12 protein-coding genes are annotated in these 12,471 nt (G+C 64.5%); 8 read left to right on the top strand and 4 right to left on the bottom strand.

Translation table 11 applies throughout. The features are described from left to right. The 8 genes from JWS13_RS28570 to JWS13_RS28535 are packed head-to-tail and all read left to right on the top strand — an operon-like array spanning position 1 to position 7,293. The gene (locus JWS13_RS28570; protein WP_206008776.1) at positions 1 to 525 is read left to right on the top strand and encodes a nucleotide exchange factor GrpE; all 525 of its coding nucleotides are present in this window, start codon (positions 1 to 3) and stop codon (positions 523 to 525) included. Positions 526 to 531: 6 nt separating this feature from the next. Continuing rightward, complete coding sequence (locus JWS13_RS28565; protein ID WP_206008775.1) at positions 532 to 1,458, top strand: DnaJ C-terminal domain-containing protein; 927 nt, start codon at positions 532 to 534, stop codon at positions 1,456 to 1,458. After that, on the top strand, positions 1,455 to 1,784 hold the full coding sequence (locus JWS13_RS28560; protein WP_087555154.1) for a chaperone modulator CbpM: 330 nt from the start codon (positions 1,455 to 1,457) through the stop codon (positions 1,782 to 1,784). The genes JWS13_RS28565 and JWS13_RS28560 overlap by 4 nt, the downstream gene beginning before the upstream one ends. Next, entirely contained in the window at positions 1,766 to 4,399 is a 2,634-nt protein-coding gene (clpB, locus tag JWS13_RS28555; protein ID WP_160094394.1) for an ATP-dependent chaperone ClpB, read from the top strand. Before JWS13_RS28560 ends, clpB begins: the two co-directional genes overlap by 19 nt. Before the next feature lie 16 nt (positions 4,400 to 4,415). Further along, positions 4,416 to 4,868, top strand: a complete 453-nt coding sequence (trxA, locus tag JWS13_RS28550) for a thioredoxin (protein WP_206008774.1) — start codon at positions 4,416 to 4,418, stop codon at positions 4,866 to 4,868. Continuing rightward, a complete protein-coding gene (locus JWS13_RS28545; RefSeq protein WP_087555151.1) occupies positions 4,865 to 5,131 on the top strand; it encodes a UBP-type zinc finger domain-containing protein in 267 nt (88 codons plus the stop codon). Before trxA ends, JWS13_RS28545 begins: the two co-directional genes overlap by 4 nt. Beyond that, positions 5,109 to 6,839 carry an FAD-dependent oxidoreductase gene (locus JWS13_RS28540; RefSeq protein ID WP_206008773.1) on the top strand — a complete coding sequence of 577 codons (1,731 nt, stop codon included), beginning with the start codon at positions 5,109 to 5,111 and terminating at the stop codon, positions 6,837 to 6,839. Before JWS13_RS28545 ends, JWS13_RS28540 begins: the two co-directional genes overlap by 23 nt. A 13-nt stretch (positions 6,840 to 6,852) precedes the next feature. Further along, the gene (locus JWS13_RS28535; RefSeq protein ID WP_179220082.1) at positions 6,853 to 7,293 is read left to right on the top strand and encodes a DUF1931 family protein; all 441 of its coding nucleotides are present in this window, start codon (positions 6,853 to 6,855) and stop codon (positions 7,291 to 7,293) included. Positions 7,294 to 7,871: 578 nt separating this feature from the next. Here the strand turns inward: JWS13_RS28535 and JWS13_RS28530 are convergent. The 4 genes from JWS13_RS28530 to JWS13_RS28515 form a co-directional block, all read right to left on the bottom strand. Then, the gene (locus JWS13_RS28530) at positions 7,872 to 9,509 is read right to left on the bottom strand and encodes a flavin-containing monooxygenase (protein WP_206008772.1); all 1,638 of its coding nucleotides are present in this window, start codon (positions 9,507 to 9,509) and stop codon (positions 7,872 to 7,874) included. A gap of 199 nt (positions 9,510 to 9,708) precedes the next feature. Beyond that, the gene (locus tag JWS13_RS46625) at positions 9,709 to 10,311 is read right to left on the bottom strand and encodes a hypothetical protein (protein ID WP_241032362.1); all 603 of its coding nucleotides are present in this window, start codon (positions 10,309 to 10,311) and stop codon (positions 9,709 to 9,711) included. A gap of 259 nt (positions 10,312 to 10,570) precedes the next feature. Beyond that, positions 10,571 to 11,470 (bottom strand): crotonase/enoyl-CoA hydratase family protein, encoded by a 900-nt coding sequence (locus JWS13_RS28520; RefSeq protein WP_206008771.1) that lies wholly within the window; start codon positions 11,468 to 11,470, stop codon positions 10,571 to 10,573. Then, positions 11,467 to 12,453, bottom strand: a complete 987-nt coding sequence (locus JWS13_RS28515) for an NAD(P)H-dependent flavin oxidoreductase (RefSeq protein WP_206008770.1) — start codon at positions 12,451 to 12,453, stop codon at positions 11,467 to 11,469. The genes JWS13_RS28520 and JWS13_RS28515 overlap by 4 nt, the downstream gene beginning before the upstream one ends. Positions 12,454 to 12,471 lie beyond the last annotated feature (18 nt).

Here is a 12,471-nt window from a genome sequence, read left to right as displayed (position 1 = left end):
ATGGAAAGGTCTGCAGATCATTCGACGACCGAGCCCGCTACCGACGCTACCGACGGGGATCAGACCGAGACGGCGCCGGATCGCACCGACACGGGGGCCGAGTTGGCTCAACTCGAGGACCGCTGGCGCAGGGCCCTCGCAGATCTGGACAACCTGCGCAAGCGGTATGCCAAGGATCTGGATCGTGAACGCGCCGCGGAGGTGGCGAAGGTTTCCGCGGCGTGGCTGCCGGTACTGGACAATTTGGAGCTTGCGCTGGCCCATGCGGGCAGCGATCCTCAGACCGTCGTCGAGGGTGTGAAGGCGATCCGGGATCAGGCGGTGCAGGTGCTGTCACGGTTCGGCTTCGAGCGCCACGACGAGGTCGGTGTGCCGTTCTCCCCGGAGCTCCACGAAGTGGTCAGTGTGGTGGCCCAACCCGACGTTCCCTCCGGGACCGTGATCGAGGTCTTGCGCCCGGGCTATGGAGAGGACGGGCGGCAGTTGCGTCCCGCCGCGGTGGTAGTCAGCCGCCCCGAGGGGTGAGCACCGATGGCGCGTGACTACTACGAAGTGCTCGGGGTCCCGCGGGGCGCCGGCACCGACGAAATCCAGCAGGCCTACCGCAAGCTGGCCCGCAAGTACCACCCCGACGTGAACAAGGACCCCACTGCGGAGGACAAGTTCAAGGAGGCCAACGAGGCCTACCAGGTGTTGTCCGACCCGGACACCCGGAAACGCTACGACCGATTCGGTGACGACTTCCGGCGTGTGCCCGAGGACTACGACGAACGGGTCCGGGCAAGCGCCGGTGGGTACGGCGGCGGTGGGTACGGCGGCGGTGGCGGAGGCAGAAGGGTGCACTTCGGTCAAGGATTCGGTGGCGAGGGCGCCGTCGACTTCGAGGACCTCTTCGGGCAGATGTTCGGCGGCGGTGGCGGGTACGGGCCGATTCCCGGCGCCGATCAGGAAGCGGAACTGGAATTGACCCTGGAAGAGGCGTATCGGGGTGGCAAACGCACTCTCCGATTGGACGGACGCCAGTACGACGTCGACATTCCGGCCGGTGTCCTGGACGGCCAGAGAATCCGGCTGGCCGGGCAAGGTGGCCGGAGCAACGGCGACGCGCCGCACGGGGATCTGTACCTCGTGGTGCGGATCAAGCCGCATTCCCGGTTCCGGGTACGAGGCCGGGACATCTACGTCGATCTGCCCGTATCGCCGTGGGAGGCGGCACTGGGGGCGAGCGTCGTCGTTCCCACCCCGGGTGGCGAGGCGAAAGTCAAAGTGGTACCAGGCTCGTCGACGGGAAGGAAGCTGCGACTGCGCGGGGAGGGAATGCCCAATCCGCGGGGCGCCAACGGCAACCTCTACGCCGAGATCAAGGTGATGGTGCCGTCGAAACCGACAGCACGCGAACGCGAGCTGTTCGAGCAGTTGGCCGCCGAATCGAACTTCGATCCGAGGAAAGAGAAATGAGCACCCCGACCCCGGTCACCCAGTACGTATTGGTTCGCCGTACCGGGTTGTCGCCCGATGCCTTCGCACAACGTACCGGTCTGCACCCGGATCTGGCACGAAAGCTTGTGGCTCTCGGCCTGCTCGACGCACGCCGCGACGCCGGCGGCGAGATGTCGTTCGAACCATCCGAAGTGGCCCACGCCGCCCGTATCCAACGGCTGCGGACCGGTCTGGGCCTGAACTACTCGGCAATCGGGCTCGTGCTCGATCTGCTGGATCGAATCGAGAAACTCGAAGCAGCTTCCCGCAGAAGGAGGACACCCCCATGGACACCGGCAGCCTGACTGAAAAGTCACGAGAAGCCCTGCAGGAAGCCCAGAACGTCGCGACCAGAATGGGTCACACCGAGGTCGACGGAGAGCACCTGCTGCTCGCGTTGGTCGATCAGCAGGAAGGGTTGGTCCCCCGACTGCTTGAGCAGGCCGGCGCGAACGTCGATGCCCTGCGATCCGACCTGGAACGTGAACTGTCGCGCAGGCCGAAGGTCAGCGGCCCCGGCGCGACGCCCGGTCAGGTGATGATCACCCAGCGTTTGGCCAAGCTGCTCGACGCCGCGGAGCGGGAGGCGAAGCGACTCAAGGATTCCTACGTGTCGGTGGAGCATCTCGTGATGGCCCTCTCCGAGGAGGGGTCGGCCAGTGCGGCGGGGCGGGTCCTCGCCAGTCATGGGGTCACACGAGAGGCCTTCCTCACGGCGCTGACGAAAGTGCGCGGCAATCAACGCGTCACCTCGGCGACCCCGGAGGGGGCGTACGAGGCTCTGGAGAAGTACGGACGCGACCTCGTCTCCGAGGGTCGGGCAGGCAAACTCGATCCGGTCATCGGCCGAGATGCCGAGATCCGCAGGGTAACGCAGATCCTGAGCCGGAAGACGAAGAACAATCCGGTGCTGATCGGCGACCCCGGCGTCGGCAAGACCGCGATCGTCGAGGGCCTCGCCCAGCGGATCGTCCGCGGCGACGTGCCCGAGGGCCTGCGCGACAAGACGATCTTCTCGCTCGACATGGGTTCCCTGGTGGCCGGCGCGAAGTACCGCGGCGAGTTCGAGGAGCGACTGCAGGCGGTGCTGTCCGAGGTAAAGGCGGCCGAGGGGCACATCCTGTTGTTCGTCGACGAGTTACACACAGTGGTCGGTGCGGGATCAGTCGGCGGCGAGGGATCTCTCGACGCCGGCAACATGCTCAAGCCGATGCTCGCCCGCGGCGAACTGCACATGATCGGTGCCACCACTCTCGACGAGTATCGCAAGCACATCGAATCCGATGCCGCACTGGAGCGTCGCTTCCAGACCGTTCTCGTCGACGAGCCCAGCGCCGAGGATGCGATCTCGATTCTGCGCGGACTTCGAGAACGCCTCGAGGTGTTTCACGGCGTGAAGATTCAGGACGGCGCACTGGTGGCCGCCGTGACCCTCTCGCACCGGTACATCACCGACCGCTTCCTTCCGGACAAGGCGATCGATCTGGTGGACGAGGCGTGTGCCCGGCTACGCACCGAAATCGATTCGATGCCCGCCGAACTCGACGAGCTCACCCGGAAGGTGACCCGGCTGGAGATCGAAGAGGCCGCGCTGTCCAAGGAAACGGACGCGGCCAGCAAGACGCGCCTCGACGAGCTGCGTAAGGAGCTGGCCGATCTACGGGCCGAGGCCGACGCCCGGCACGCTCAGTGGGAGGCGGAGCGGCAGGCGATCCGGCGGGTGCAGGAGCTGCGGGGAGAGCTGGAACGATTGCGCCACGAGGCCGAGGAGGCGGAGCGTAACTACGACCTCAATCGGGCCGCCGAGTTGCGATACGGCGAGATCACCGAGTTGGAACGCAGGCTCGCGGCGGCGGAGGAGCAACTGGCCACCAGGCAGGGACAGAATCCGTTGCTGCGTGAAGTGGTCACCGAAGACGAGATCGCAGAGATCGTGGCCGCATGGACGGGTATCCCGGTCGCCCGGCTGCAGGAAGGCGAGCGGGAGAAGCTGTTGAAGCTCGACGAGATTCTGCACGAGAGGGTCGTCGGTCAGGACGAGGCCGTGCAACTGGTCGCAGACGCGGTGATCCGGGCGAGGTCCGGTATCCGTGATCCGCGCCGGCCGATCGGTTCGTTCATCTTCCTGGGCCCGACGGGCGTGGGAAAGACCGAGCTCGCAAAGACGCTGGCCAGTGCCCTCTTCGACAGCGAAGACAACATGGTGCGCCTGGACATGAGCGAATACCAGGAGCGGCACACGGTGAGCAGGCTCATCGGTGCGCCCCCCGGGTACGTCGGGTACGACGAGGGCGGCCAGCTCACCGAGGCGGTACGCCGCAAGCCGTACTCCGTGGTGCTCTTCGACGAGATCGAGAAGGCCCACGCCGACGTCTTCAATACCCTGCTGCAGGTGCTCGATGATGGCCGGATCACCGATTCTCAGGGGAGACAAGTCGATTTCCGGAACACGGTGATCATCATGACCTCCAACATCGGATCCCAGCATCTCCTCGACGGAGTCACAGCCGACGGCGAGATCAAGCCGGACGCCCGGGAGCGGGTGCTGGCGGAGCTGCGCGGGCACTTCCGTCCCGAGTTCCTCAACCGGGTCGATGACATCGTGTTGTTCACTCCGCTCACGCTGCCCCAGATCGAGCACATCGTCGAGCTGCAGCTCACCGATCTTCGGAACAGGTTGTCGGAGCGCCAGATACACCTGGATATCACCCCGGAAGCACGCCGGCTCATCGCCGAACACGGTTTCGACCCGGTCTACGGTGCGCGGCCGCTACGGCGGTACATCGCCCACGAGGTCGAAACGAAGATCGGTCGCGCGCTGTTGCGCGGCGAGATCGAACCAGGTGGCACCATCGCTGTCACGGTGGACGGCGGCGAGCTCGCCGTCGCGTACGCCGAACCCGCCGTCGCGGCGGCCTGAGAAGAGGTGTCTGGTCATGGGATCCGTCAAGGTGAGGTGCCCGAACTGCGGCAAGGTCAACAAGGTGCCGGCGGTCGGGGAAGGACGACCGCGCTGCGGGAACTGCCACGAGCCGCTGCCGTGGATCGCCTCGGCAGGGGACGACGACTTCGCAGAGGTCGCCGAGAAGTCCTCGGTGCCTGTGCTCGTCGACCTGTGGGCGACGTGGTGCGGCCCGTGCCGCATGGTCAGTCCGGCGCTCGAGCAGCTCGCCAGGGAACGCGCAGGTCAGATCAAGCTGGTCAAGGTCGACGTGGATGTTGCTCCCCAGACGGCCGAACGGTTCACCGTCCGCGCCGTGCCGACTCTGCTGGTGATGGACCGGGGTGAGGTCCTCGCTCGGCAGGCGGGCGCAGCTCCGGTACCCCAGCTGCGCACGTGGCTCGATCAGGCACTCTCGGAAAATGCAGGCAAGGAGGCGAAGTCATGACCTTTGTCCATGCGGATCCGCACGTGACCGCGATCCGGGCCGTGGTGCCCCGGACCCCGCAGGGTTGCGAGGAATGTCTTCGCCTCGGCACCCCGTGGGTGCATCTGAGGCTCTGCCTGACGTGCGGACACGTCGGTTGCTGCGACTCCTCGCCGGGCAAGCACGCGAGCGCGCACGCTCACACCATCGGCCATCCGATCGTCCAGTCGATGGAACCCGGTGAAGATTGGCGCTGGTGTTATGTCGACCAGAACTTCGTCTGAGGACGCCACACCCGTCGGCGACGTTCCGTCGGTCGACGACGAGACTCCGGATGCGGTCGGAGCATTCCCGCGGCTGACGGACGACCAGGTCGCAACGCTCGAGACCGGTGGCACGCGTCGATCGGTTCGCGCCGGCGAGGTTCTGATCCGAGAGGGCGAGCACAGCAACGACTTCTTCGTCATCCTTTCCGGCAAGGTCGCGGTCGTCGACGAGGGCGCCGGGGACGGCGAACGCCGGATACTGCGACTGCACGGTCCCGGCCGCTTCCTGGGCGAGCTCGGACTGCTGGAAGGCCAGGTGGCGTTCTTCACCGCCGAGGCGATCGAAGACGGCGAGGTGCTCGTCGTCCCAGCCGAGCGGGTGCGCGAACTCGTTGCCCACGATCCCGTGCTCAGCGATCTGATCCTGCGCGCCTACCTGGTGCGCCGGCACCTGCTGATCGGGCTCGGTTCGGGGTTCCGGATCATCGGCTCCTGCTATTCCCCGGACACGTTGCGGCTTCGCGAGTTCGCGATGCGAAACCGACTGCCCCACAGATGGATCGATCTGGAGCAGGATGAACGGGCGGAGCAGCTGCTACGCAGCCTGGACGTCGCCCCCGAGGACACTCCCGTCGTGATCTGGCACGGCGAGAAGGTGCTGCGCAATCCGACGAATGCCGAACTCGCCCGCATCGTCGGGCTTCCGGTCCCGGACTCGGTCCCCGACGCAGCCCAGGACGTATGCGATCTCGTCGTGGTAGGTGCGGGACCGGCCGGTCTGGCCGCGTCCGTGTACGGCGCCTCCGACGGGTTGAACACGGTGACGCTGGAGTCGATCGCCTCCGGCGGCCAGGCGAGTACCTCCTCCCGGATCGAGAACTACCTGGGCTTTCCGGCCGGGATCTCCGGCTCCGAATTGGCCGAGCGGGCCGTGCTCCAGGCCGGGAAGTTCGGCGCCCGCATCCTGGTGTCGGCGGAGGTGACCGGTCTGGGATCCGAGGACGGGAACCATGTGCTCCGGCTGGCGGACGGCGGCGCGGTCCACGGCCGGGCCGTCGTGCTCGCCACCGGGGCGCGGTATCGCAAGTTGACGGTTCCGGGGATCGAGGCACTGGAGGGGACGAGCGTGTACTACGCCGCGACCCATCAGGAAGCGCGGATGTGCGGCACCGACCCGGTGGCAATCGTCGGTGGCGGAAACTCCGCCGGACAGGCCACCGTTTTTCTCGCGGACCATGTTTCCCACGTTCACCTGCTCATCCGCGGCGGTGACCTCGGAAAGAGCATGTCCCGGTACCTGGTCGACCAGATCGAGCGCCATCCCCGGGTGACCGTGCACCGGCACACCGAGATCCGCGAAGTTCACGGTGAGAAGTACCTCGAAGAGATTGTGGTCGAGGACAATCACACGGGGGAACAGGGCACGATCCGGGTGCACGCCCTGTTCGTCTTCATCGGGGCGATGCCGCACACCGGGTGGCTGGCCGACGCGATCGCGCTCGACGACCACGGCTTCGTCCTCACGGGCGTGGACGCGGTCCACGCCCGAGGGGACGGCAACCGGCGGCGGATCGGCGCCCAGGTGTCGAGGACGCTCGAAACCAGCCGGCCGGGTCTGTTCGCGGCGGGCGACGTCCGCAGCGGCTCGGTGAAACGGGTCGCATCCGCTGTCGGTGAAGGAGCGATGGCGGTCCGCCAAATCCATGAATACTTCGAGAGGAGCTGACGACATGCCAGTGATGGGCACCGTGAAATTCCAGCGGTTCTTCCGGGCAGCGGCCGGCCTGCAGGTCGACCGGAACGATCTCAAGCGCTATACCGATTTCATCGACGACAAGATCTACGACTTGATCCTCATCGGCAAGGCCTCGGCAAAGGCAAACTTGCGGGACGTGATCGAACCGTGGGACCTGCCGATCACCAAAGGACTGCAGGAGAGCATTCACCGGTTCGAGAAACTGGACGAGGAGATCGAACTACAACCTCTGCTCGATCAACTGACGGCCCGGCCACCGTTGGACATGGCCCTCTCCGAGCAGACCGAGCAGCGACTGCCGCTGATCGCCGGAGGCCTGAGCGTGGCGCTGGCACATACCTTCGTCACGGTCGAGCCGGACCGTAAGAACCCCGGCACCGCCGAATGGAACGTCGCCTTCGACATCTTCCATCTACTGCTCTGACCCCGGACCGGCGGTCCGGGGTCAGAACAGTAGATCGCCGGGACGCGAAAGGACTCGTCCGAGGTCACGTATTGCCGGTCGTCGACCACCACACCGTGTGATCGTACGGTGCAGATTTCCATAGATGATTGAGCATCAGCGGCCACCGCGCTGTCTGTCCTTCCTCGTTCTGGACGCTTCCGGTCATGGTTGCGGGGTCCGTTCGGGGGCGTGGTGGTCACAACACCGTGAACCGTGCCGGATTCTTGTCGTGTCGGAACGACCCAAAGGGCGCTATCGGACCTCGTCCACGTGGAGGCGGCGGTGGCGGGGCCGGGCTGGTCGATGATCGTGTGGAACACGCCGGCGACCATATTGGCGTGCGACTTCAAACCCCACCACTCCACGGGACGCCTCCCCCGGCTCTGCAGGATGTTCTCCTCCGGCTAGATCGACTCCCGCGCCACCCTCTGATACTCACCCTGCGACACTCGCAACAAGTGCTGCAACAGGCCGCCGCCCAGCAGGTGCACCGCTTTGGGGCCATTGTCGACGAGCGGCCGCCGGACGGTTGTCAGGCCGACGACTCGCGCGCGTCATCAGGACAGTGTGAATGCCTTGTACCCGGCCGCGACGTTTTCCTCCCAGTGGTCGAAGTAGGAAGGTAGGCCGCCGGAGTAGTTGAGCATCTGGCTCGGTTTACCGGGAATATTTGCCCCGTGATACCAAGACTTGGCCCGCGGAAAGAGCGACATGTGGAAGACTTCCTCCACGTGCGCCGTCCATGATTGCTCAGCGTCCTCGCTGGTCTCGAACCGCTGGTATCCGCCGTCGCGAACGTGGGTCAGGAAGTCGACAACGATCTCTCCCTGTACCTCCGCGCACGTGGGCCCGTTGCAGAATCCGGCTGGGCTCTGCGGGCCGTACACGAACATCAGGTTGGGGAATCCCGCAGTGGTGAGTCCCATGAAGGTATCGAGCCGCTCGGACCACTTGTGGCTCAAAAGTTGATCATTGGTTCCTCGGATATCGATCGACGTGATGCCACCGCGGTTCGCGTCGAAACCAGTCGCGAACACCAGGATGTCGAACTCGTGCAGACCGGACTTGGTCTGGACACCCGCCGGGGTGATCCGCTCGATCGGATCCTCGTTCACATCGACGATGTCGACGTTGTCCTGGTTCACCACATCATAGAAGTTCTGCTCCAGCGAGGGTCGCTTCGTCCCGAACGGATGGGGCGGATCCATCGGGGCAAGCTTCTCAGCCTTGACCGGATCGGTGACGCGCTGACGGACCTTGTTGCGCCAGAAGTCGTACATGATGCGGTTCGCGCGTTCATCGAGCAAGATGTCTTGATAGTTGGCGAGCCACAGTTCGAAACCGCCGGTAGCCCACATCCGTTCGTAGGTGTCAGCTCGCTCCTCGTCCGAGACTTCGAACACGCTCTTCGGGATGAAGTCCATGTCGAACCCGGCAAACGACCTCCGGCGCTGGGCGAATCGCTCGGGAAGGTTTTCCTTCAGCTTCTCTTTGAGCTGGCCTGTCAACTGTTGCTGCCGCATCGGAAGCGCAAGGTTGGGTGTCCGCTGGAAGATGGTGATCTGTTCGGCGTCCGCGGCGGCCTCCTGGGTGACCTGAACGCCGCTCGACCCGGTGCCGATGATCCCCACGCGTTTGCCGGCCATGTCCAGACCTTCTTGGGGCCACAACGCGGTGTGGTGGGATTCGCCTGCAAAGCTGTTGAGCCCGTTGATGCTGGGAATGTGCGGCTTGGCGCCGAATCCAGTGCAGATCACTACAGACCTGGCACGCAGCATCCGGCCCGTGTCGGTGCGCACTGTCCATTGGTTTCGCTCGCCGTCGAAGTCCGCAGACGTCACCCGGGTACTGAAGATGATGTCTCGAGACAGATCGAGCTTGCGGTCGACATAGGCAAAATAGTCGCGCACACCGGACCATGACGGGTAAAGCTCGTCGTAACTCCAGTCCTTCCAGAGGTCCTCGCGTGAGTACTGATAGATCTGCCCGGTGCTGTCGGTTCGAGCGCCCGGGTAGCAATTCCAGTACCAGATGCCCCCAAGCGAGTCACCGGCTTCAACGACCTTCACCGAAAATCCGCGTGAACGAAGTTGATCGAGTTGATACAGACCAGCGAAGCCGCCTCCGACTACGAGAACGTCCAAGACGCCGTTCGTCTCGTCGAGCTCCCTCGGATCGATCGATGCCGTGGTCATGCTGCCTCCTTGAGTGAAATGCCTGGGACCCGCGCCGAGGAGCAGATCGATGTGTGCCAAACCGGTCCGTTCGTATGACCGACATCACATACGCTAGGGCCGTTCGAGAACCCGGGACTGTCCGATATCGATCCACCGGACACGCGACGGGCGGCGGGCACACGTGCACGCATGCCTCGCGTGGCGAACGGTCAGTTCATCACCGGCATCCACCATTCAACTGCAGCAACATTTGTTGACCGGAAGAACGGCCTGTAGGAGTCCGGTTACTCCTGCACAACTCTGCACGTTGAGCGTGGCGCCCGGCTCCGGTGTCGGCATCCGCGCCGACGGCGTGGCACCGTCCCCCTGTCCTACGCACAGTGAGGAGCAGAACAGCGTCGGCTCCCGAGGTTATGGAGTGGCGAGGTGCTCGCTGCGATCCGATGTGAAGGGCTTCTTCCACCTGATGACGTACTCGCAACACGAGCGACTCGGGTGCGCCATCGGCAACCTCGACCGCGCAGCGCAGACCCTCGACGAGACCGTGGTATAAATCAAGAACCACAAAGCTTTTGGTCATTCGATCGGTCAGTTTCAGCACAATGGGTTGCCCCTCGCCGATCTCGTTACTCGGATCGAAGTCGCCCGAGCATTCATCGATCAGTACGCAATTGCCCACGTGGGCGCTGAGTTGACGCCAATTGACGCTGCCAATGCCAATGCCGAATCGTGTTTCTCGCAGGTGCAGAACGACGTGATCGCCCACTGCGTCGAAGTCCGAGGCGGCAGGGCTATATGAACGAGTACCGGTTTCTTCCACCTGCGCAGCCGTCGTTCAGTTGGCCGGCCGTGCAGGTGCGGTGATGATCTCGGCGGGCACCCCCCGAACCAGCACCCTCGACCGCAAGAGAGAAGCGCCGGGTTCACGCGGCCATCGGACTGCGAACTGTCCCGATCACACCGATTGGCCAACCGTGGGCTCGTCGACACTGATGGGATTTCATTGGCCGGTAGGCAGTGACGATGAAAGGTGCTACCCGTATTCCGCGAGTGGACATCACAGCTATGTCTCAGCGACGCTACCGCTCTATCCAGTCGGTGTAGAAGTCAGGAAGGTCGGTTGATACGCGCCCCTCGAACTCGGGCTTCCTCTTCTCTCGGAATGCTTGGACACCTTCTCTTCCATCTCCGATACTGGTGTAGAACATTGCGAGTGAATCGATGCGGTGAGCCTCGGCGGGGTGATCGAGAAGCGCGTTGCGGTACATCATCTGCCGGGTCAGGGCGGTCGCGACACGCGACCGCCCGCGAGTGAAGCGATGTGCCAGTGCAAGCGCGGCATCGAGAAGTTCGTCCGGCGAGTGGACCGAGCGAACCAGGCCAATGTCGGCCGCGTCGGCCGCGCCGAGGATGTCGGCGGAGTACACGAGGTCGAGCGCGGTGTCGAGTCCGACGATCCTCGTCAGGAACCAGGTCGAGGCTGCTTCGGGTGTGATCCCGAGGCGGCCGAAGACAAACCCGAATCGTGCTGCTGTGGAGGCGAGTCGGGCGTCCATGGACAAGGTCAGGGTGGCTCCGATGCCCACGGCGGGACCGTTGACGGCGGCGATCACGGGTTTGAGGCAATCGAACACCGCAAGTGTGACCCGACCGCCGGTGTCGCGGACGCCGCGGGCAATGACCGGGTCCTGCAAGTCCCCCATATCGTGGAGGGTCGGCTCCAATGTCTCGTCGAGGCCGAACACGTTGCCGTCGGTCGTGAGATCCATACCGGCGCAAAAGGCACGGCCCGAGCCGGTCACCACCACGGCGTTGACATCGTCGTCGTCATTGACGGCCCGGAAGAGGTGCTCGAGCTCATCAGCCGTGGTGATGGTGAAGGCGTTGAGCGACTCCGGTCGATTCAGCGTCACGATGAGCACGCCGTCGCGCAGCTCGACGGCGATCGTCTCGTACTCGGCATCCACGGTGCGGATCATCGGATGGCACCCGTAAGTTGGGGAAGTCTGTTCACGATCAGATCATGGGCCTGGCTGACCGTGCTGGTCACGATCTCCTCGCAGGTGAGGATCTCGTCGATCAGTCCCTGTGATTGCCCGGCCCACCACAAGCCGGCATCCACGTCACCGCCGGCCAGAACCTTCTGGCGACCGCGCACCCCGGAAGCCAGATCGGCGACGTCGTCGAATGTTGCGTTCGGAAGCGCGGAGATCTCGGAGATTCTCTCCGAGATGGAGTTGCGGGCGACGCGGGCGGTGTTGTTGAACTCTCGGAACACCAGTTGCGTAGATCGTTCGTCGTTGACGGTGATCTGGCGTTTGACGTTCTCGTGGACCGTCGCCTCTGTGCTGGCGACGAATCTGGTTCCCATGTTGATTGCGCTGGCCCCCAATGCCAGAGCCGCCGCCAGGCCGGCACCGTCGGCGAATCCACCGCTGGCGATGACGGGGATCGACAACTTGCGGGTGGCGGCAGGGATCAGGACGAGACCGGGAACGTCGTCGTTTCCGGGATGGCCTGCACATTCGAACCCGTCGATGCTGACCGCGTCGACTCCAAGCTTCTCCGCCTTCAGCGCGTGGCGCACGGAGACGGCCTTGTGGATTACCTTGATGCCGGCGGCGGCGAAGGCGTGCAGATGGGGGGCGGGGTTGCTACCCGCCGTTTCGACGACGCCCACGCCGGAGTCGATGATGGCAGCGCGATAGTCTTCGTAGGGAACAGGTTTGAGGGTTGGCAGGATCGTCAGGTTGACACCGAAGGGTCGGTCGGTCATGGACCGACATCTTGCGATCTCCTCGGCCAAGGCTTCGGGTGTCGGCTGGGAGAGAGCGGAAAGGAATCCGAGAGCACCCGCGTTTGCGACGGCGGCGATGAGGTCGGCAGTGCCGACCGCAGTCATGCCGCCACAAACGACGGGATGCTCCACGTCGAAGATCCGTGTGAAGGAGGTAGTGAACACCCCGGGGCTCCTTGGTCA

Source organism: Rhodococcus pseudokoreensis, assembly GCF_017068395.1.
Classification (GTDB): Bacteria; Actinomycetota; Actinomycetes; order Mycobacteriales; family Mycobacteriaceae; genus Rhodococcus_F; species Rhodococcus_F pseudokoreensis.
Note: the sequence above shows the minus strand (reverse complement) of the source record. Positions and strands in the feature narration are given on the sequence as shown.